Raw genomic sequence first — 21692 nt, forward strand, 5'->3', positions numbered from 1 at the left:
TAAAGCGGATTCGCTGCAAGCCTGGCAGGCTAATGCTGCTGCGCCATAGCGCGGTCTACCGGGGGTTCCAGCGTCAGGCGCTGTGCCTGGATCACCACCTGGGTGCGGTTAGTACAGCCTAATTTGCGGAAAATCGCGGTAATATGCGCTTTTACCGTCGCTTCCGAGATATGTAAATCATAGGCGATCTGTTTATTCAGCCAGCCTTCGGTCAGATAGTACAACACCTTATATTGCTGTTGGGTCAGTTGGGCCACTTTAGCGGCTAAATCCAGATCCTGTTCGGTTTCCTGCTGATCCAGCACTTGCTTACGCAGCTCTGCCGGCACCCATAATTCACCTTCCAATACCGCGTTCAGGGCACTGCTGATATCCTGCGGCCGTGCTGATTTTGGCACATAGGCCGAAGCACCAAATGCCATCACGCGGCGGATCACATCCAGGTCTTCACTGGCCGAAATCACCACTATCGGTAAGCTGGGGTAGTTTTTGCGCAGCTGGATCAAGCCAAGGAAGCCACAATTACCAGGCATATGTAAATCCAGCAGCAATAAGTCCGCATCAGGATGCTGTTCCAGTGCGGTGCAGGTGCTGTCAAAACTGTCAGTCTCAATTGTTGCTTTGGTAGCAAAGGTGCTGCTAATGGCGTTGATCAGCGCATTGCGAAATAACGGATGATCATCTGCGACGATAAGCTTCGCCATTGTTTCCTCCAGCATAGTTCTGGTTATAGTTATAAGAAAGGCCGCAATGTGGCGGCCTTTCTGCTGCAACTGGAGACACGCAAGCTCAGGGAGCGGTGTTGGTGTCCTACTTACGATTTAAGCGGTTATTCACCAGAATTTCAACTACTGACGGATCGGCCAGGGTGGAAATATCACCTAATTGGTCATGCTCGTTCGCAGCAATTTTCCGCAGAATACGACGCATGATCTTACCTGAGCGGGTCTTCGGTAGGCCTGCTGGAGCCCACTGTATCAGATCCGGACTGGCAATAGGTGAAATTTCTTCACGTACCCAGGCACGAATGGCTTTCGTCAGATCTTCACTGGGTTCAACACCAACCCGCGGCGTGACATAAACATAAATGCCCTGGCCCTTAATATCGTGCGGATAGCCAACCACAGCGGCTTCGGCGATAGCCTCATGAGCTACCAGGCAGCTTTCGATTTCCGCAGTGCCCAGACGGTGGCCTGAGACGTTTAACACATCGTCGACCCGGCCGGTTAACCAGTAATAGCCATCTTCATCCCGGCGCGAACCGTCACCGGTAAAGTAACTGCCCGGATAGGTGCTGAAATAGGTTTGTTCAAAGCGCTCGTGATCGCCATACAGGGTACGCATTTGACCCGGCCAGCTGTCGGTAATCACCAGATTGCCTTCACCCGCGCCAGTAACCGTTTTACCCTCGTTATCGACGATGGCCGGTTTGACACCGAAGAACGGACGGGTCGCTGAGCCGGGCTTTAAAGCAGTGGCACCCGGTAACGGCGTAATCAAAATGCCACCGGTTTCAGTTTGCCACCAGGTATCAACGATAGGGCAGTTGCCCTTACCAAACTTATCGTGATACCAGTTCCAGGCTTCAGGGTTGATGGGTTCACCCACACTACCTAAAACCCGAAGTGAACTCAGCTTGGTGCCTTCAACCGGCGCCTCACCATGTGCCATCAGGGCACGAATGGCGGTAGGTGCGGTATACAGAATATTGACCTGATATTTATCGACAATCTGAGCGATACGCTTCACGCTGGGGTAGGTAGGTACCCCTTCAAACATCACGCTGCTGGCCCCGTTGGCCAACGGGCCATAGACAATATAGCTGTGACCGGTAACCCAGCCGACGTCGGCGGCGCACCAGTAGATATCACCATCGTGGTAATCAAACACATACTGATGGGTCATAGCGGCATACACCAGGTAGCCGCCGGTAGTGTGCAGTACCCCTTTTGGCTTACCTGTTGAGCCTGAGGTATAAAGAATAAACAGCGGATCTTCGGCGTTCATCGGCTCAGGCACGCACTCTTTTGGCTGCGCAGCAATCAGCTCGTGGTACCACAGATCGCGGCCCTGATGAAAATCAATCGGCTTACCAACGTGTTTAATCACAATAACGTTCTGCACCGGATTGGCATCACCCAGATGCGCCAAAGCGATATCAGTATTATCTTTCAGGTTGGTGGCCCGGCTACCACGCAGGGCCTGATCGGTGGTGATCACCAGCTTGGAATCACAGTCGGTGATCCGGCTACCCAGCGCATCTGGTGAGAATCCAGCAAAAACCACTGAGTGCACAGCGCCAATGCGGGCGCAAGCCAGCAGCGCTACTGCCGCCTGTGGGATCATCGGCAGATAAATAGTAACTCTATCCCCCTTGCCAACACCTAAAGAGCGCATCGCATTTGCCAACTGACAGGTCTCTTCGTATAGCTCGCGATACGTGACTTTTTTCTCAATGCCAGGCTCATCGCCTTCCCAATAAAAGGCAACCTGATCGCCCCGCGTTGCCAGGTGACGGTCCAGACAGTTAACGCTGGCATTCAGTACGCCGTCAGCAAACCATTTGATGCTAACGTTACCCAAAGCGAAGCTGGTGTCTTTTACCTGAGTATAAGGCTTGATCCAGTCCAGTCTTTTACCATGTTCGTTCCAGAAAGCTTCCGGCTGCTCTACCGATCCGCGATACATCTCAAGATATTGCTCATTGGTGACATGAGCGCGTTGTTTGATGGTTTCCGGTACCGGATAAAGTGTTGCTTGTGTCATAACATCCCCTGCGGAGCTTATTAAAATAATGAGGTATTTCTAAAGGAGCATTCACATAAAAGGAATTAGACCATAGTCTAGACGAGCTGCTGCGGTTATGCGAACTGCGACTAAAGGCTAATTGCGCATAACGATAGTGTCGACCAAAGTTTACAAAGAAGAGACTGCCAGCTGTAGTTTCTGTAAAATAACCGCGAAGACAGTAAAACTATAAAAACCAATGGAGAACTCCAGATGAGACAAAGAAAGACGCTCAACGCCCTGACTGCAGCTGTGGCACTTGCCCTGACAGCAGGTGCGGCTCAGGCTAATAACGGTTTTAAAGTTGGCGATACCGAAGTTACCTACGGTGGTTTTATTAAATTAGATATGATGTACACCGAGACATCAGACGGTGAAATTAGCAATTTTCTCGGTCGTGATTTCTATGTGCCTTCGTTAACTCCGGTTTCAGCTACAGGCAGCAGCGCGTCACGTTTTGATGCCCATGCCCGTCAATCGCGCTTCTTCTTTGCAACATCAACCGATCTGGGTGATGGCGAGAAACTAGCCGGTCGTTTAGAGTTTGACATGTTGACCAGTAATAATGGTAACGATGAGCGAACCACTAATGGTTACAGCCCGGTTATTCGGCATGCATTTGTTACCTACAAAAACTGGACTGTCGGACAAACCTGGTCAAACTTTATGGATCTGCAATCGCTGCCAGATACACTGGACTTCGTTGGTAACCCTGATGCAGCTGTGTTTATCCGTCAGGCGCAAATCCGTTACACCTCTGGTAATTTCTCGGTAGCCTTAGAGAACCCGGAAAGTACCATCACGCCCTTTGGTGGTGGGGCCCGCATTACCACTGATGATAATGCGACACCGGATCTGACCTTCGGCTACAGTTTTAAAGCCGGTAATGCGTCTTTCCGTCTGGGCGGTTTATTACGCCAAATCGCTATCGACGAGGGCGTGTTTGACGATACCGTCACCTCTTATGGTGTATCGTTCAGCGGTAAGTTTAATCTGGCAAACAATGATGATATCCGTTTCACCCTGAACCATGGTAAGGGCTTAGGCCGTTATGTGGGCTTAAATACCATTAATGGCGCGGTGTTAACAGGCACCACTAATGCGGCCCGGCTGGAAGCAATTGACGTAACGGCATTCTCTGTGGCTTATCGTCACCTGTGGAATGACAAGTGGCGTTCTACCTTCCTGTACTCAATGTTAAGTGCCGATAACGATACCACCTTAACCGGAACCGGTGTAACTAAGAGTACTCACAGCTACAGCGCTAATGCTCTGTATCAGTTCAATCCGAAGTTTATGATGGGTATTGAATATAAGTTTGCTAATCGTGAAATTGAAAGCGGCCGCGACGGTGATATGCATCGCATTCAGTTCAGCGCTAAGTACGACTTCTAAGCCAGGCTGATGCCTAGTAAAAAACCACCGCTCTGACGGTGGTTTTTTATTGCTGCTAGTTTGTATCAGATATTGCTGGCTGACTGTTCGCGATCCGACAGCGATATACTTAAAAAAAAGGTATCGAAAAGAAAGATACTTAAAAGAAGATAATAAAAAAGCCGGCATTTGCCGGCTTTTGCTACAGAGTGGTGATTTACTCCGCTTGACCAGGTTTGGTCATAGGCGCAGATACTGTCTGACGGGCAAAGGCTGAACCGGCTGGCCGCTCAGACGATTGCACAACCGGACGCTGTTCGGCGCTGGCAGCATTGATCACAATCTCCTGCTGCGTATCGGTAACCGCCGTTGGCTTAGTCATTTCAGCGACTACCATATTGCCAAAGCGGCTGCCCGCAGGGCGCTTGGCCGTAGCAGGTGCTACTGCTGTTTCAACTGCAACAGTTGCGGTTGCTGCTTCAACTGGCGCGGCTGATGTTGGCTGCACCGGCGCTGCTGCGGCTGACTCAGTGGCTGCGGCTTGCTCAACGGCCGGTTCTAACGCCAGGCTTTGTTGCTCAGGGCTGCTCTGGCTGGCGACCGCTTCCTCAGTTGCCGTGACCTCTACTGCTGCCACTTCAGTCTCAGCAACAGGCGCTTGCGTTACGGTATCAGCGGTATCCGCTTTTGTCGTGCGACGACGGCTGCGGCTACGGGCTGGTTTGTCTTCAGCATCGACAGCGCTTTCCTCTGACGCAGCTGCCTTAACAGCGTCATCAGTAGCCACCTCAACTGCGACAACCACAGGCTCTGCGACCGTCTCAGTAACAAGCTCTGAGGCGATAGTCGCTGCAGTCTCGGCTGTGGCTGCAGCAACAGGGGTCTCTGCTTGGCTACTAACAGCAGCTTGTTCCGCTGTGACAGTGGCTGTTATCGCTTCATCTGCGGCAGCTGTTTCCTCAACGGCATTATCGGTTTGCTCTTTGCGACGCTTCTGACCGGCAGCGCGCAGATGACGTGGTGAACGACGGCTGCGGCTGCGCGGCTCTGCAGCTTCTGCGGCATCATCAGCTAACACCTCGGTTTCAGGCACTGCTGCTGTGGCAACAGTCGCTTGAGCAGAGGTATCAACAACAGTATCAACAACAGCCTCAGGTGCCTTGGTCAGAGCTTCTGGCGCTGCGTCAACTACCGCGGTCACTGTTGTGCTTACCGCAGGCTCAGCAGCGGTCACCGGTGCTTCGGTTGCAGCAGTGTTAGCGACAGCTTCTGCTTTCGCTACCCGCACTGAACGCTGTAACTGGCGGCGGGCCCGACGCTCAGCAGCAGCGGCACGGCTATTTGGCTCGTCTGCTTCCTCTCGTTCTACCTTATCGACCTTAGCTTCAGCCGGCGCTTTACGGGCTTCTTGCGGCCGTGGCTGGCGCTCCTGTTGTTTCGGACGTTCCTGCCGCTCTGGGCGACTGCTCTGGTTCGCTTTGTCTTCGCTTACCTTATCCTGTGCTTTATCGGCAACTTTCTCGACCTGATCCCGGCGTTTATTCCGGTTATTACGTCTTCTGTTATCGCCGCGTTCACCACGCTCACCACGTTGCTCCGGACGGGCGGCTGATTTCTCTTTCGGTTTATCCGCCGGTTTTTCCACTGCCGGTGCGGCAAATAAACCCGATAACCAACTTCCTAAACGGCTGAATAAACCTGGTGTACTGGCCACAGGGGCCGCGGTTTCTGCAACAACAGCTTTCGGTTGTGGTGCCGGCGCAGCAGTTTGCGCCATACTCAGCGCTGATACCGCCGGTTTCTCTTTTACCGCTTCAGAAGCCGGCTGGTACAGCTTGGTAGTGTGTTCCGGTACCTTGGTCAGGTTATAGCTGACATCTTCGATCTCTTCATCGATACGGATGCGGATCACTTCGTAGTTTGGTGTTTCCAGATGCTCATTCGGGATCACATACACCTGGACGCCATTGCGCTGCTCGATGCGACGTACACCTTCACGTTTTTCGTTCATCAGATAAGTAGCAACCGATACCGGCACCTGTGCCTGCACCTGGCTGGTGTTATCTTTAATCGCTTCTTCTTCGATTAAACGTAAAATTGACAGGGCAGAGGACTCAACACTGCGGATAGTGCCGCGGCCATGACAACGCGGACAGACATGACCGGCTGACTCACCCAGTGACGGACGTAAACGCTGCCGTGACATTTCCAGCAGACCAAAACGCGAAATCCGGCCAATTTGTACCCGGGCACGGTCTTGCTTCACGGCGTCTTTTAAACGGTTTTCCACTTCACGCTGATGCCGTACCGGCGTCATATCGATAAAGTCGATCACGATCAGACCGCCCAGGTCACGTAACCGCAGTTGGCGGGCGATTTCATCGGCCGCTTCCAGGTTGGTATTAAAGGCGGTTTCCTCAATATCGCCGCCTTTAGTGGCTTTCGAGGAGTTAATATCAATCGCAGTTAAGGCTTCGGTGCTGTCGATAACGATAGAGCCGCCAGAGGGTAAACGCACTTCACGGCGGAAGGCGGTTTCGATCTGGTTTTCAATTTGATAGTGCATAAACAGCGGCACTTCACCCTGATACATCTTGACGCGGTGCGCGAAGTCCGGGCGAAACTGTTGGATATAAACCTTGGCTTCTTCGAAAATCTTCTGGCTGTCGATCAGGATCTCACCGACATCGCGGCGCAGATAATCACGAATAGCACGGAATACCACATTGCTTTCCTGGTGGATCAGGAAAGGCGCGGCACGTTTCTGCGCTTCTTCGGTAATAGCCGACCAGTGTTTCAGCAGGGCTTTTAAGTCGTAATCCAGCTCTTCGTAGGATTTGCCAACACCAGCGGTACGCACAATCAGACCCATGCCATCCGGCATTTCCAGCTGGCCTAAGGAATCTTTTAATTCCTGACGCTCATCGCCTTCAATACGACGGGAAATGCCACCGGCGCGCGGGTTATTCGGCATCAGTACCAGGTAAGAACCGGCCAGGCTGATAAAGGTGGTTAGCGCGGCGCCTTTTTGGCCACGTTCTTCTTTATCGATCTGGATAATGACTTCCTGACCTTCTTTTACCACTTCTTTGATGTTTGGACGACCATCGAAGCTGTAACCAGCAGGGAAGTATTCGCGGGAGATTTCTTTTAACGGCAGGAAACCATGGCGCTCAGCACCGTAGTCAACGAAGGCGGCTTCTAAACTCGGCTCGACCCGCGTGATTTTACCTTTGTAAATATTGGCTTTCTTTTGTTCATGGCCTGGGCTTTCAATGTCCAGGTCGTACAGTTTCTGGCCATCGACCAGGGCTACGCGGATTTCTTCTTCCTGCGTGGCATTAATTAACATTCTTTTCATTGTGTGGTGACTCTATTGCGAAGCCACAACACAACAACCGGGCACCTGAGTGTCAGCCGTTATCAAACACAGAAGGGTGCAGTCTCACGACTGGGTGCTTGAGGGAACCTAATTTTACGTTTTACAACCCCGCTGCCGGCAAAACAGTGCCTGGCAGCGGGGTTTTCGTTATGCTTTCTGACACACAGCGCCTGCAGGCGTTGTGTTCTGACTAATCTTTACTGTTGTTGCCCGGTGACCGGACTTTGTGGTTTGCCGTTATTGGTAACAAATTACTCAACATTACCTCAGGCAAGTGGCAGTGGATTAACGCCGGGGTTATAAAAAACATTGGTTTTCACCACGATTTCGGTATGATCACATCCCCTGACGGTGCCGCACAAATTCTCTTATGTCACTTTGAGCGCCCTAATTGCCGTATTTCGGCACAATTAGCGGGCTGATTATCCCACTAATCTGCGCTGATTAGCAACTGAATTGTAATTTTAGCTGAGTATTTTGCAAACATGACCGATGAAATAAAATTGCCAGTACAAATGATTGAAATTGAAGATGATTTCATCGGTCAGCGCATAGACAACTTTTTAATCGCCCGGCTGCGCGGTGTACCAAAAAGTGTGATTTACCGCGTTTTGCGCAAAGGTGAGGTGCGGGTGAATAAAAAACGCATCAAACCTGAGTATAAATTAGAGCAGGGTGATGTGGTGCGGGTGCCACCGTTAACCGTTGCCAGCGAACCCGATGCGGTATCGGTGAAATTGAGTCTGGTCAAAGATCTTGAGCAGCATATTTTGTATGAAGATAAAGATTTGATCGTACTGAATAAACCCTCTGGCATGGCGGTGCATGGTGGCAGTGGTTTACAGTTTGGTGTAATAGAAGCGCTGCGGGCGCTGCGCCCGGACGCTAAGCATCTGGAATTGGTGCATCGGTTGGATCGCGATACCTCGGGCTGTTTGCTGATCGCGAAAAAGCGCTCGGTTTTAACGCATTTACACGAGCAGCTACGCAATAAAACGGTAGAGAAAAAATACTGGGCGCTGGTTGCCGGCGATTGGGATAACAAAGTACGCAAGGTCACAGAGCCGCTGCGAAAAAATACGCTGCAGTCCGGTGAGCGGGTGGTCAAAGTGGATGCTGTGGAAGGCAAGCCATCGGAAACCCGGTTTCGGATTTTGCAGCGCTATCAGGAAGGCACCTTGGTAGAAGCCTTTCCGGTTACCGGCCGTACCCATCAGATCCGGGTTCATACCGCCTGTAAAGGCCATCCGATTGCCTGTGATGATAAATACGGTGATAACCAGTTTAGCCAGCAGATGCAGCAAATTGGACTTAACCGGCTGTTTCTGCATGCCTTTAGCTTAAGCTTTATCCATCCAATCAGCGAAACCACTATGCGCTTTGAAGCGCCACTGGATCCGAAATTAAGCCAGACTCTGGAACGGTTAAACCGTAAGTAGCAAGTTATAAAAAGCGTAACGACGCGGAGTAGTGATGTCAGCAGTAAAACTGGTTATTTTCGATTGGGACGGTACGGTGATGGACTCGGTCGGACGCATTGTGTCTTCAATGCGTGCCGCCGCAGCCTTAACCGCATTAGAGGTACCCAGCCATGATGCGGTAAAGCAAATTATTGGCCTGAGCCTGGATCCGGCCTTTGACCAGCTGTTTCCGACCGCCAATAAAGCCCAGCGGCAGCAAATATTTGAACATTATCGCGATCAATATGTGCTGCATGACACCACGCCTACACCCTTGTTTGCAGGTGCTGAGGCAACGTTAAAGCAGCTGGCTGAGCAGAATATCCTGTTGGCAGTGGCAACCGGTAAGGCGCGCAAAGGGCTGGATCGGATGTTTGCCGAAACCGGGCTGGCGCCATACTTTGCTACCAGCCGCTGTGCCGATGAAGCGCAGTCAAAGCCGCATCCGGATATGCTTAAGCAAATTATCACTGAACTCGGTGTTAATGCGGAACAGGCTATTATGGTCGGCGATACCAGCCATGACTTAAAGATGGCACAGGCGATTAATATGCCAAGGGTAGGGGTAAGCCATGGCGCTCATCCGGTATCGGTATTGGCGCAATATCAGCCGCTGGCGATTATTGACCGCTTACCTGAGTTAACCTCACTGGTTTTGCAGTAACAGGTTTAAGCCTTCATCACGTAGCATCGCCAGCAGCCTGATCAGTGGTAAGCCAATTAGGCTGTTGGGGTCATCACCTTGCAGTTTGTCAAACAGGGCGATGCCCAACCCCTCACTTTTAAAGCTGCCGGCGCAATCCAGCGGCTGTTCCCGCGCCACATAGTGGCGGATTTCGGCCTCACTCAGCTCACGAAAATACACCACAAAGGGTTCAATCGCTTGCCGAACCTTGCCGGTTGCTGCATTCACCACGGCCAGCCCGGTTAAAAACGTCACCGCCTGGCCGCTAAACCGTCTAAGCTGGGCTTCAGCATTAGCTACAGTATGTGGCTTACCAAGTATTTCCCCCTGAAATACCGCCACCTGATCCGACCCTATCACTAAACCGGCTTTGAGCGTCGCGGCTACTGCCTTGGCTTTAGCGAGCGCCAGCCGGTTAACCAGAGCTTCTGCGGTTTCGTCAGGTAAAGGGCTTTCATCGACCTCTGGTTTAACGCAGTTAAACTGTGTAGTCAGCTTTTGCAGCAAGGCGCGCCGGTAAACAGAGGTCGAGGCCAGATAGAGTGGCGGATGCTGCTGCGTAGTCATTTTTCATCCTTAGGGTGATTTCACGCTATGATTCAGGGGGCGGGCGCACTATAATGCGAAGCCGCGCTATTCGCCAGAAAGCAGCGAGAAATATGTTAAAAAACCTGCAGAACCCTTTGACACTCAGGGACTGCTTCTATATGATGCGCGCCTTATGCAAAAAGTGAAAATACCTGTTACGCTGGATCCGGTAAAGGCAGCGCAAAAGCGGTCAGACTACGAAGGCATTATTGTGCTGAGTACGTTAAGCCGACTTTCTGAGAGCTTGCTGAATAACGACGGCGATGTAACAGTCAGAATTGAATGCGGAACTGACCAGCAGGGACTGACTGTACTACAGGGTACAGCAACTTGTCTGGTAAGTGTAAAGTGTGAGCGATGTGGCGAAGCGATGCCGCTAACACTAGACTGCAGTTTTGCATATACTCCGGTTAACGGAGATGATGATGCGGCTTTGGAGTTGATTCCTGAGCGCTACGACGTGATCGAACGTGATGAACACGGCGAAATTAATTTACGGCAGCTGATTGAAGACGAGTTGATTCTGACGCTTCCTTTGTACCCGATGCATGCGCCTGAAGATTGTTCAGTTAATCCAGACAGCATGAGTTTCGGTGACATAGGCCCGGAGCCGGAAAAGCCCAACCCGTTTGCAGTGCTGCAAGAATTGAAGAAAAAGTGATTTAGGAGAAATACAATGGCTGTTCAGCAAAACAAAAAATCTCGTGCACGTCGTGACATGCGTCGTTCACACGATGCTTTAACTGGCCCAACGCTGTCAGTTGATTCAACTTCAGGTGAGACGCACCGTCGTCACCACATTACTGCCGACGGTTTCTATAAAGGCCGTAAAGTAAAATAAGTCTGGACCCTTGTCCTGACGGTCTTTACTGGTAGTAAAGTGCAGCCGCTAAAGCCGACTCTGGCTTTAGATATGATGGGGGGCGACTTCGGCCCCCGATCTACTATACCTGCCGCCCTGGCAGCGCTAACAGAATTCCCCGAACTCGAACTTGTGTTTTGTGGTGACCAGCCACTGCTTAGCCGTATGCTGACTGAAGCAGGCGTTGCTGCGCATCCGCGCATTCGCTTTGTGCACAGTGACGATCAGGTTTCGATGGCCGATAAACCCTCATTGGCTTTACGCACTAAACGCGACTCTTCGATGCGCCACGCCCTCGATCTGGTCGAGCAGGGTACGGTCCAGGCCTGTGTCTCTGCCGGTAATACCGGTGCTCTGATTGCGATGGCGCACTATGTGCTGAAAATGCTCAATGGCGTCGAGCGGCCTGCGCTGGTCAGTGCCTTACCCAGCTGCAACGGTAAGCCAGTGTATATGCTGGATTTAGGTGCTACTGTCAATTGTGACGCCGACACCTTGTTTCAGTTTGCGGTGATGGGCGCGGTGATGGCCGAAGAAGTGATCGGCATCCGGGCGCCGCGCGTGGCCTTACTGAATATGGGCGAAGAAGAAATTAAAGGCTCTGATCAAATCAAACGTGCCTCACAGCTACTGCAGGAATGCCGGGATCTGAATTATATCGGCTATATCGAAGGTAATGATATTTTCTCCGGTAAGGCGGATGTGATTGTTTGCGATGGCTTTGTCGGTAATGTGGCGCTAAAAACCTGCGAAGGGGTAGCGAAACTGATCCTGAAGCGGGCGCAACAAGGTGTGAAACAGCGGCCTTTTGCTGCTTTATTAAGCTGGCTGTGTAAACCTGCCCTAAAAAGTCTTTATCAGGGGATGAACCCCGACCAGTATAATGGTGCAAGTCTGATAGGATTGCGCGGCATTGTAGTGAAAAGTCATGGAAATGCGACGAAAGACGCATTTTTAAGTGCCATCCGACAAGCAGTGTGCGAGGTTCAACGCCAGGTACCTGCAAAAATAAAAGATCGGCTGGAACAGGTTCTGATAGATAAAGCATAGGCCAGCATGTACTCAAGAATTATTGGTACCGGAAGTTATTTTCCGGCAACAGTCCGCACTAATGCGGACTTAGAGTCTATGGTGGAAACCACAGACGAATGGATTATCGAACGCACCGGTATTAAAGAGCGGCGCATTATCGGTAAAGACGAAAGTGTGGCGACCATGGGTGCTGCTGCTGCCCGTAAAGCACTGGAAGCGGCCAACGTTGATAAAAACAGTGTCGATATGATTATCTGCGCCACCACCAGTGCCTCGCGCGCCTTACCCAGTGCTGCCTGCGAAATTCAACGCGAACTGGATATTCCTGCTATTCCTGCCTTCGATATTGCTGCCGCCTGCGCCGGTTTTTGTTATGCCTTAAGTATTGCCGATCAATACATTAAAACCGGTCTGGCAAAACGTATCCTGGTGATTGGCTCAGACTGCCTGTCACAGCTGGTCAGCCCGGAAGATCGCTCTATGGTGATCCTGTTTGGTGATGCCGCCGGTGCTGTGTTACTGGAAGCGTCAGAACAGCCGGGCATTTTATCGACCCATATTCATGCTGACGGTAAATACTCAGAATTGCTTTACGTCGATAACCCTATTCGCGGTGACGAAGCCTCGGTACATAACTCCTGGGGTAGCATGAAGGGTAACGACGTCTTTAAAGTTGCCGTGACCAAGCTGTCTGAAGTGGTTGAGCAAACCCTGGCCGCTAATAATATGGACAAATCGCAAATCGACTGGCTGGTGCCGCATCAGGCGAACTTACGAATTATTGCTGCGGTGGCGCGTAAACTGGATATGTCGATGGATCAGGTGGTGATTAACCTGGATCGCTATGGCAATACCTCGGCGGCGACCGTACCGACAGCGCTGGATGAAGCAGTACGTGATGGTCGGATTCAGCGTGGTCAAACCTTATTGTTAGAAGCCTTTGGCGGCGGTTTCGCCTGGGCCTCTGCACTGGTTCGCTACTAAGCTTTTATTTCAATGAAAATTCTTAATTTCAATGCAGGCACCTTTTAACAGGGTATAACGATGACGAAAAAACTTGCAATTGTCTTTCCAGGTCAGGGTTCACAGAGTGTTGGCATGTTAGCCGATCTGTATCAAACTTACCCGCTGGTAAAGGATACGTTTAACGAAGCTTCAGCGGCACTGGGTTATGATTTATGGGCACTGGTTGCGAATGGCCCGGAAGAGCAGCTGAATGAAACCCAGCGCACCCAGCCGGCATTATTAACGGCTTCTGTTGCCGTCTGGCGTGTATGGCAGCAACAAGGCGGCGCTACGCCAGCCTATTTTGCCGGTCACTCGTTAGGAGAATACTCGGCACTGGTTTGTGCGGGCGTATTGTCTTTGGCCGATGCGGTAAAACTGGTGGAAAAGCGTGGCCAGTATATGCAGCAGGCCGTGCCGGCCGGTACTGGCGCCATGGCAGCAATTATTGGTCTGGACGATGCGGCCATTGCCAAAGCCTGTGCCGACGCGGCTCAGGGTGAAGTCGTGGCGCCGGTTAACTACAACTCACCGGGGCAGGTGGTGATTGCCGGTCATAAAGCTGCGGTAGAGCGGGCCGGTGAAGCCTGTAAAGCGGCCGGAGCCAAACGCGCGCTGCCGTTGCCAGTAAGCGTACCGTCACATTGTGCGTTGATGCGCCCGGCAGCTGAGCAACTAGCCGTTGATTTAGCTGCGCTGCATTTTAATATGCCGGTCATACCTGTGGTTAATAATGTTGATGTCGAGTTGGCAGACAGTGCTGAAGCAATTAAAGAGGCATTAATTCGTCAGCTGTATAGCCCGGTGCGCTGGACGGAAACCATTGAGTATTTCGCCGCGCAGGGCGTGACCGAAGTACTGGAACTGGGCGCGGGCAAGGTACTAAGTGGCCTGATTAAACGCATTAATAAAGAGCTGAACACCAGCTCAATTACCGATAGCGCCGCGTTAAGCGCTGCCCTTACAGCAGAATAAGGTAACAAGATGACAGCATTTATTTCATTAGAAGGTAAGGTCGCGCTGGTAACAGGCGCCAGCCGTGGGATTGGTAAAGCCATTGCTGAGCAACTGGCTGCTCTGGGTGCCAAAGTAGTCGGTACCGCGACCAGTGAGAAGGGCGCAGCCGCTATTTCTGACTATCTGGGCGCTAACGGCAAAGGTTTAGTGTTGAATGTGACCGATGCCGATTCTGTTGAGCAGTGCCTGGCGCAAATCAAAGAAAGCTTTGGCGAGATCGATATTCTGGTAAATAATGCCGGTATTACCCGCGATAATCTGCTGATGCGGATGAAAGATGAAGAATGGTTTGATATTATGCAGACCAATTTAACTTCGGTGTATCGGCTGAGCAAGGCGGTACTGCGTAGCATGATGAAAAAGCGTTTTGGCCGCATCATTACTATTGGCTCAGTAGTGGGCTCAATGGGCAATGCCGGACAAACCAATTATGCTGCGGCGAAAGCGGGTGTGCTGGGCTTTACCAAATCACTGGCCCGTGAAGTGGCATCACGCGGTATTACCGTAAATGCTATCGCACCGGGTTTTATTGATACGGACATGACGAAAGAGTTGTCGGACGAGCAAAAAGAAGCTATTTTCTCGCAAGTCCCTGCAAATCGTTTAGGGCAGCCAGAAGAAATTGCGGCGACAGTGGCATTTCTGGCGTCCACGCAGGCAGCCTATATTACCGGTGAAACAGTTCACGTTAACGGCGGTATGTATATGGTGTAAGCAAATCAGGTTTGACCAGCAAAAAATGCCAAGGGCATTGCTTGCATCAACCCCTGCTTACGCATAAACTAGCGCCAAACCAAATTGCACGATTTGTTGCGATTTAGATGAGAAAAAGGAAGAAAAGATGAGCAACATCGAAGAACGCGTTAAAAAGATTATTGTTGAACAACTGGGCGTTAAAGAAGAAGAAGTGAAAAACGAAGCTTCTTTCGTTGACGATCTGGGTGCAGACTCACTGGACACAGTAGAGCTGGTGATGGCGCTGGAAGAAGAATTCGATACTGAAATTCCAGACGAAGAAGCAGAGAAAATCACCACGGTGCAATCAGCCATTGATTACATCAAAGCCCACGCTGAATAAGCCGAAAGCTTGAGAAACGGGTAGCGAGGCTACCCGTTTTCGTTTTAAGAATCAGAAAAACAGGTATCTACGGAGGACACGGTGGCAAAACGTCGTGTAGTGGTAACAGGTTTAGGAATGTTGACGCCGCTGGGCAATGATGTGACCAGCAGCTGGCAGGGACTGCAGCAGGCGAAAAGCGGCATTGGCCTGATCGAGCACTTTGACACCAGTGCTTATACAACTAAATTTGCCGGCTTAGTCAAAGATTTTGATGTTGAGCCTTATTTCCCGGCGAAAGACGCCAAAAAAATGGATTTGTTTATCCAATACGGCGTAGCAGCAGCCATGCAGGCCTTTCGTGACTCCGGCCTGGAAATCAATGAAGTGAACGCCCATCGCATTGGTGCCGCTATCGGTTCCGGTATTGGTGGTTTAGGTTTAATTGAAGAAAACCACACCAAGCTGATGAATAGTGGCCCGAAGCGTTTATCACCGTTCTTTGTGCCATCAACCATTATTAATATGATTGCCGGCCAGCTGTCGATTATGCTGGGTTTAAAAGGCCCGAATATCAGTATCGTTACCGCCTGTACTACAGGTGTACACAATATTGGTCAGGCCGCGCGGATGATTGCTTATGGCGATGCCGATGTGATGGTAGCCGGTGGTGCTGAAAAAGCTTCAACCGAGCTCGGTATGGGGGGGTTTGGCGCGGCTCGCGCGTTATCAACCCGTAACGATGCGCCGCAGCAAGCCAGCCGGCCCTGGGATAAAGACCGTGACGGTTTTGTGCTGGGCGACGGTGCCGGTGTGATGGTGTTGGAAGAATATGAGCATGCCAAGGCCCGTGGTGCGAAAATTTACGCCGAGCTGGTCGGTTTTGGCATGAGCGGTGATGCCTACCATATGACCTCGCCACCGGAAAACGGTGATGGCGCTGCCCTTGCGATGAAAAATGCACTGAATGATGCTCAGGTTAACCCAGAGCAAGTGCAGTATATCAATGCCCACGGTACCTCAACGCCAGCGGGTGATATCGCGGAAACCATGGCGATTAAAACCGTATTTGCCAACAACTTGGATAAACTGATGGTCAGCTCATCGAAGTCGATGATTGGTCACCTGTTAGGGGCTGCCGGTTCAGTGGAGTCCATTATTACCGTGCTGTCGCTGCAGGATCAGCTGGTGACGCCAACCATTAACCTGGATAATCCAAGCGAAGGTTGTGATCTGGACTATGTGCCGCATCAGGCGCGTCAGGCGAAACTGGAGTATGCACTGTGTAACTCCTTTGGTTTTGGTGGCACTAACGGCTCGATTTTGTTTAAGAAAATCTAAGCCGCGATGCTGTTTGCAAGAAACCGCAGTTAAATACTGCGGTTTTTTTATGCAGCTAAAGCCGCTAAACCGGGCTTTGCTTTGCAAGGCGGCAGCCTTAAGGCATACTGAGCTCAACCTTATGCAAAGCTGTGGCAAATTTTTGTAAAGAGCAGATATGGCTGATTTCATCCTGATTAATTCGCCAAACAGTACCGCCGTTGCCGGCGGCTGCCGCGCTTTACAATATGGCGATGGCTTGTTTACGACAATGCGGGTAAGTCAGGGTGAAATTGCACTCTGGTCGTTGCATCTGGCGCGGCTACAATACAGTGCCCGGCGCCTTGGCTTTGTGGAACCAGACTGGCAACAGCTCAGCGCCTGGCTGCAGGTGCAAGCCCGGCAAATGACAGCTGACTGCGTTTTTAAACTACTGATTTCACGCGGTATCGGGGGGCGCGGTTATGCAGCGGATCCAAAGGCAGAAGTCAGCTTTTATTTGTATCAGGCACCGATGCCGGATTATCGCGCGCTAAAGGCCGCCGGTTTAAAGGTGGGGCTGGCCAAATTGCGTCTGGCAGCACAACCGGCGTTGGCAGGGTTAAAGCACTGTAACCGGCTGGAGCAGGTGCTGCTAAAACAAGAGCTGGCGGGCACAGCATTAGATGATTTGGTGGTGGCAGACAGTAATGATCTGGTGATAGAGGGCAGTGCCGCCAATCTGTTCTATCAGTTGCATGGGCACTGGTACACCCCGCCGCTGGATAAATGCGGCGTAGCAGGGGTAATGCGCAGCCATATTATGCAGCAGCAGCCTCAGATCGCTGAGCGGCCGTTAGCGCTACACGAATTGCCGCTTCTAAGCGCGATGTTTTTTAGCAATGCATTGCTGGGGATAGCCGCAGTGCGAGAATTAGATGGCCGGCCGCTGCCGATGGCGGCCGTGCATAGCTTACAACAACAGGTATTATGCTAAGACGTTTATCTTATTGGCTGCCGGTACTACTGGTCCTGGTACTGGTTGCCGGCAATAGTTACTGGCAACAGGCACAACAGGCCTTATTGGCGGCGCCGATCCGTTTTAGCGAAGCCTTGTATGACGTAAAGCCCGGTGCCTCGGCCCGACAACTATGCCGGCAGTGGCAAACACAGCAACAACTTACCGCCTGGCAGTGCCAGCAGTTGAAACTTTATCTGCGCCAACACCCAGAGCAGGCGCAATTGCAACAGGGCCTGTACCGGGTAGAGGCCGAAATGTCGTTGCAACAGGCATTGGCACTGTTTCGCTCGGGTCGGGTCGCACAATTTAGTGTTACCCTGATTGAGGGCGAAACCCTGGCGCAAAGCTGGCAACGCTTTGTCGATTTACCTTATTTACAACAGGATTTGCAGCAGATCGCCGAATTACAGCAGCTGTTACGCTGGCCAGCTGAGTGGGGCGAATTGGCGCCAATGCCAGAGCTGGCTCAGCAAATGGAAGGATTATTCTTTCCGGACACCTATTTTTATACTGCCAACAGTAAAGCCAGCGCTATCTGGTTGCGCGCCCATCAGGCACTGTTAACGCAGCTGGAGCAGATTTGGCAGCAACGGCAACCCGATTTACCACTGCAAACGCCCTATCAGCTGTTGATACTGGCGTCGATTATTGAAAAAGAGAGTGGTTTGCAAGCTGAACGCGGTCTGGTTAGTTCGGTGTTCGTCAACCGTTTAAATACCGGGATGCGCTTACAAACCGATCCGACAGTGATCTATGGCGTAGCAGATTATAATGGTCGCATTACCCGGGCACATTTGCGTGATCCACACCCTTACAATACCTACCGGCATCATGGTTTGCCACCGGGGCCAATTTCACTGGTGAGTATCAGTGCGCTAAAAGCGGCAGCGGCACCGGAGCAAAGCGATTATTACTACTTTGTCAGCCGCGGTGATGGCTCTCACGTGTTTTCACAAACACTAGAGCAACATAACAGCGCAGTACGCAAATATATTCTTGGGCAAAATAATGAGCAGTAACGGCAAATTTATCGTTATCGAAGGGCTGGAGGGCGCCGGTAAAAGTACCGCTATCGCCACGGTGAAGCAATACCTGGAAAGCCGCGGCCATCAGGTGGTTTGCACCCGGGAGCCGGGCGGTACACCTCTGGCAGAGCAGTTACGGACTTTGGTAAAGCAAGCCGATGTTCAAGAGCAGATAGCGCCGGAAACAGAGCTACTGCTGATGTATGCTTCACGGGTACAGCTGTTGACCAATGTGATCCGGCCGGCGCTCTCTGCCGGTAATTGGGTGCTGGCTGACCGGCATGATTTATCGTCACGCGCCTATCAGGGCGGTGGCCGGCAACTCGGTGATCAACTGATTGATACATTACGCCAGGCGGTACTGGGTAATACCAGGCCGGATCTGACACTGTATCTGGATCTTGATCCGGCACTCGGTTTAGCCCGTGCTGCCAGCCGCGGTGAATTGGATCGGATTGAACAGGAACAACTGAGCTTTTTCCAGCGCACCCGGGCCAAATATCTGGAAATTGCCGGCAAAGAGCCGAATATCGTGGTGATTGACGCCAGTCAGCCGCTAGCCGAGGTACAGCAGGCGCTAGTGACTGCCCTGGCTGCGGCCGGAGTTTAAGATGGCGCTGGTGCAACTGCACAATTATCCGTGGCTGGCCGAGAGCTTTGATAAGCTCTCCTTGCTGTATCAGCAACAACGGCTGGCGCATGCTTTATTGCTAAGCGGCCCGGAGGGGATGGGCAAGTTTGAGCTGGCGCAGCTGCTGAGTGCCTTGCTGTTATGTAAGAGCCCGCAGGCCGGTCAGCACTGTGGCCAGTGTAAAAGCTGTTTGTTGCTGGCTGCAGGCAACCATCCGGATTTACTGATGCTGCAACCGGAGGGCACTAGCCTGGGCGTGGATGAAATTCGCCGTCTGACCGACTTTACTCAGGGCAGGGCGCAGCAGCATGGCCATAAGGTGATAGTTGTACGTCATACCGAACGGATGACCGAGGCCGCCGCCAATGCACTACTTAAAACACTGGAAGAGCCGCCGGCAGGCTGTTTTTTACTGTTATGTACTGCGCAGGCACAGCGCTTAAAGCCAACTATTTTAAGCCGTTGTCAGCGCTGGGCTATAGCGCCGCTGGCGCCACAGGCGCTGGCCGATCATCTGGCAGCACAGCACAGCGGCCCCATTGCTGATTTTATTATCAGCTTTAGTGGCGGGGCGCCGCTAAAAGCCATGGCGTTGCTGCAATCGGACCAGTACGCGACCCTGGATACGCTGTTACAGCAGTTATTCACTGTACTGTTGCAACGGCAACCGCTGCAGCCGATGCTCAAAACCCTAGAAGGGCGCACAGATCTGTCGTTGATCCTGAGTTATCTGCTGCATAAATTTAGCTCAGAGCAGCGGTTAGGTGCACAGCAGCTGCAGACTATGCAACAAAGCTTAATCCGCTTCTGCCGTGACGAGCAGCAGATTTTAGGGCAAAATAAGAGTCTGGCAATCAGCGCTATACTTAGTGAGTGGCAACAGTTGTTGGCGCCGGCGCGCGCTCAGCCTGGTCGTCGCTAACCGGAGGCAAGAATGGAAGAGCTGGCATTAGGTTTTACTGATATGAAAGAGCTTTATCGCTGTTATATGCCGTTTTTCAAAAATGGCGGCTTGTTTATCCGCTCGGCCCGTCATTACAAAATGGGACAATCCCTGGCGTTAAGCGTTACCCTGCCTGATGCACTGGAGCCGGTTGTGGTAACAGGCAAGGTTGCCTGGGTATCGCCGCTGGGCGCACAAAGTTCTAATCCGGCAGGAATAGGTGTGGCCTTTATCGACGATAAACATGGTTTAAGCAGCCGGATAGAAAAATTACTGGGTGTGCAATTACACAGTAATGAAATTACATACACGATGTAACAACTGCGATGCAGTTAATGAATTTGAGGTTATTTTGTTTGTAGATTCACATTGTCATCTCGACCGTCTGGAGTTGGACAAATTAGGGCTGACATTACAGCAGGTTTTGGATAATGCCCGGCAACGCCAGGTTGAACATTTACTTTGCGTTAGCGTGTCATTAGCTGAGTATCCGGCGATGGCCGAACTGGTGGCTCCTTTCTCCGAAGTCTCTGTCTCCTGTGGCGAACACCCGCTGCATCAAACCGATAGTGTTGATGCTGAACTGTTATTACAGCTGGCGGCGCAGCAACAAGTCGTTGCTGTTGGCGAAACCGGGTTGGATTATTTCTATAATCCGGATTCAAAGCTAAGCCAGCAGGATGCCTTTGTGAAACACATTGATGTCGCCCGTCAGTTACAAAAGCCGCTGATTATCCATACCCGTGATGCCCGTGCTGATACGATTGCCCTGATGAAAGCCCATGCCGCGGCAGATGCCGGGGGCGTATTGCACTGCTTTACTGAAAATTACGAGATGGCTAAGGCGGCTTTAGATCTGGGATTTTATATTTCGTTGTCGGGCATTATGACCTTTCGTAATGCCAGTGAGCTGCGTGAGGTGGTGCGTAAATTACCGCTGGATCGTTTACTGATCGAGACGGATGCGCCTTATCTGGCGCCGGTGCCACATCGCGGTAAAACCAATCAGCCAGCCTATGTTACTGACGTGGCAGCGGCAATGGCGGAGATTAAGGCGGTGTCGTTAGTGGAGTTAGCGCAGCAGACCAGCGCCAACTTTTACTCACTGTTCCCGCTGGCAGCAGCCAAACGCAAAGCCGCTTGAGCATAGCCTAACATTTTGAAAGTAGTAGATAAAAGGAGCCCGGAACCAATCCGAATTGTTCCGGGCTTAGGGGAATGGCTCATAGGGAATGAGCCGTGCGCTATCGAGAAGAAGTTACAAAAGGTAAAATCAAGTGTAGCCAAGCTTCACTAATTTTCATGTTCCTAAAGCAGCTAAATTAGCAAGCGCTTGCATCAATCATCCGTCGGGTTATACCCAAGTTATCCCCAGCTTATCCGTGCAATTATGCACAGCTACTGAATTTGACCTGTTATAGGGTCAGAATTTGTTATCATTATGTAAGCTAAAGAGCCTGCTTTATATTCTAAAAAAATCTAAAAAATTCATCTTCAGCTACAACGATAGCTCGGGTTTATTAT

General features: G+C 51.4%; 21 protein-coding genes. 17 read left to right on the plus strand and 4 right to left on the minus strand.

Translation table 11 applies throughout. From position 1 onward, the window contains the following. Positions 1-29: 29 nt before the first annotated feature. Together AEST_RS07835 and acs are read right to left on the minus strand one after the other, a co-directional pair. The gene (locus tag AEST_RS07835) at positions 30-704 is read right to left on the minus strand and encodes a response regulator transcription factor (RefSeq protein ID WP_008608282.1); all 675 of its coding nucleotides are present in this window, start codon (positions 702-704) and stop codon (positions 30-32) included. Between the two features lie 106 nt (positions 705-810). Then, on the minus strand, positions 811-2766 hold the full coding sequence (gene acs / locus AEST_RS07840) for an acetate--CoA ligase (protein WP_008608283.1): 1956 nt from the start codon (positions 2764-2766) through the stop codon (positions 811-813). Positions 2767-3000: 234 nt separating this feature from the next. Between acs and AEST_RS07845 the strand changes: the two genes are divergently transcribed. Beyond that, entirely contained in the window at positions 3001-4182 is a 1182-nt protein-coding gene (locus tag AEST_RS07845; RefSeq protein WP_008608284.1) for a DcaP family trimeric outer membrane transporter, read from the plus strand. A gap of 196 nt (positions 4183-4378) precedes the next feature. Here the strand turns inward: AEST_RS07845 and rne are convergent, their stop codons facing one another. Further along, on the minus strand, positions 4379-7513 hold the full coding sequence (gene rne / locus AEST_RS07850) for a ribonuclease E (protein WP_008608285.1): 3135 nt from the start codon (positions 7511-7513) through the stop codon (positions 4379-4381). A 515-nt stretch (positions 7514-8028) separates the two neighbouring features. On the opposite strand from rne, the gene rluC reads away from it, so the two are divergent. Both rluC and AEST_RS07860 read left to right on the plus strand, forming a co-directional pair. Beyond that, positions 8029-8982, plus strand: coding sequence for a 23S rRNA pseudouridine(955/2504/2580) synthase RluC (gene rluC / locus AEST_RS07855; RefSeq protein WP_008608288.1), 954 nt, complete (start codon positions 8029-8031; stop codon positions 8980-8982). Between the two features lie 34 nt (positions 8983-9016). Next, positions 9017-9667 carry an HAD-IA family hydrolase gene (locus AEST_RS07860; RefSeq protein WP_008608289.1) on the plus strand — a complete coding sequence of 217 codons (651 nt, stop codon included), beginning with the start codon at positions 9017-9019 and terminating at the stop codon, positions 9665-9667. Here AEST_RS07860 and AEST_RS07865 read toward each other — a convergent pair. Then, positions 9650-10255, minus strand: a complete 606-nt coding sequence (locus AEST_RS07865; RefSeq protein WP_008608290.1) for a Maf family protein — start codon at positions 10253-10255, stop codon at positions 9650-9652. The genes AEST_RS07860 and AEST_RS07865 overlap by 18 nt on opposite strands. A gap of 154 nt (positions 10256-10409) precedes the next feature. Between AEST_RS07865 and yceD the strand changes: the two genes are divergently transcribed. The 14 genes from yceD (at position 10410) to AEST_RS07930 (ending at position 21312) form a co-directional block, all read left to right on the plus strand. Further along, on the plus strand, positions 10410-10937 hold the full coding sequence (gene yceD / locus AEST_RS07870) for a 23S rRNA accumulation protein YceD (RefSeq protein ID WP_008608291.1): 528 nt from the start codon (positions 10410-10412) through the stop codon (positions 10935-10937). Positions 10938-10952: 15 nt separating this feature from the next. Further along, positions 10953-11117: a 50S ribosomal protein L32 gene (gene rpmF / locus AEST_RS17020; protein ID WP_008951891.1), complete on the plus strand. Its 165-nt coding sequence runs from the start codon at positions 10953-10955 to the stop codon at positions 11115-11117. 39 nt (positions 11118-11156) lie between these two features. After that, positions 11157-12188: a phosphate acyltransferase PlsX gene (gene plsX / locus AEST_RS07875; RefSeq protein ID WP_039925262.1), complete on the plus strand. Its 1032-nt coding sequence runs from the start codon at positions 11157-11159 to the stop codon at positions 12186-12188. A 6-nt stretch (positions 12189-12194) separates the two neighbouring features. Further along, the gene (locus tag AEST_RS07880) at positions 12195-13154 is read left to right on the plus strand and encodes a beta-ketoacyl-ACP synthase III (protein ID WP_008608293.1); all 960 of its coding nucleotides are present in this window, start codon (positions 12195-12197) and stop codon (positions 13152-13154) included. Positions 13155-13214: 60 nt separating this feature from the next. Continuing rightward, a complete protein-coding gene (gene fabD, locus AEST_RS07885; protein WP_039925263.1) occupies positions 13215-14150 on the plus strand; it encodes an ACP S-malonyltransferase in 936 nt (311 codons plus the stop codon). 9 nt (positions 14151-14159) lie between these two features. Continuing rightward, complete coding sequence (gene fabG, locus AEST_RS07890) at positions 14160-14906, plus strand: 3-oxoacyl-ACP reductase FabG (RefSeq protein ID WP_008608296.1); 747 nt, start codon at positions 14160-14162, stop codon at positions 14904-14906. Positions 14907-15033: 127 nt separating this feature from the next. Then, positions 15034-15270 (plus strand): acyl carrier protein, encoded by a 237-nt coding sequence (gene acpP, locus AEST_RS07895; protein WP_008608297.1) that lies wholly within the window; start codon positions 15034-15036, stop codon positions 15268-15270. Positions 15271-15351: 81 nt separating this feature from the next. Continuing rightward, positions 15352-16590 (plus strand): beta-ketoacyl-ACP synthase II, encoded by a 1239-nt coding sequence (fabF, locus tag AEST_RS07900; RefSeq protein ID WP_008608298.1) that lies wholly within the window; start codon positions 15352-15354, stop codon positions 16588-16590. Positions 16591-16747: 157 nt separating this feature from the next. Then, complete coding sequence (gene pabC / locus AEST_RS07905) at positions 16748-17545, plus strand: aminodeoxychorismate lyase (RefSeq protein ID WP_008608301.1); 798 nt, start codon at positions 16748-16750, stop codon at positions 17543-17545. Further along, on the plus strand, positions 17539-18588 hold the full coding sequence (gene mltG, locus AEST_RS07910; RefSeq protein WP_008608302.1) for an endolytic transglycosylase MltG: 1050 nt from the start codon (positions 17539-17541) through the stop codon (positions 18586-18588). The genes pabC and mltG overlap by 7 nt, the downstream gene beginning before the upstream one ends. Beyond that, positions 18578-19204, plus strand: coding sequence for a dTMP kinase (tmk, locus tag AEST_RS07915; protein WP_008608303.1), 627 nt, complete (start codon positions 18578-18580; stop codon positions 19202-19204). The genes mltG and tmk overlap by 11 nt, the downstream gene beginning before the upstream one ends. Before the next feature lies 1 nt (position 19205). Next, a complete protein-coding gene (gene holB / locus AEST_RS07920; RefSeq protein WP_008608304.1) occupies positions 19206-20147 on the plus strand; it encodes a DNA polymerase III subunit delta' in 942 nt (313 codons plus the stop codon). Positions 20148-20159: 12 nt separating this feature from the next. Further along, complete coding sequence (locus tag AEST_RS07925) at positions 20160-20486, plus strand: PilZ domain-containing protein (protein ID WP_008608306.1); 327 nt, start codon at positions 20160-20162, stop codon at positions 20484-20486. A 34-nt stretch (positions 20487-20520) separates the two neighbouring features. After that, positions 20521-21312: a TatD family hydrolase gene (locus tag AEST_RS07930; RefSeq protein ID WP_039925271.1), complete on the plus strand. Its 792-nt coding sequence runs from the start codon at positions 20521-20523 to the stop codon at positions 21310-21312. The last annotated feature ends 380 nt before the right edge of the window (positions 21313-21692 follow it).

It is taken from the genome of Alishewanella aestuarii B11 (genome assembly GCF_000280055.1).
GTDB lineage: Bacteria > Pseudomonadota > Gammaproteobacteria > Enterobacterales > Alteromonadaceae > Alishewanella > Alishewanella aestuarii.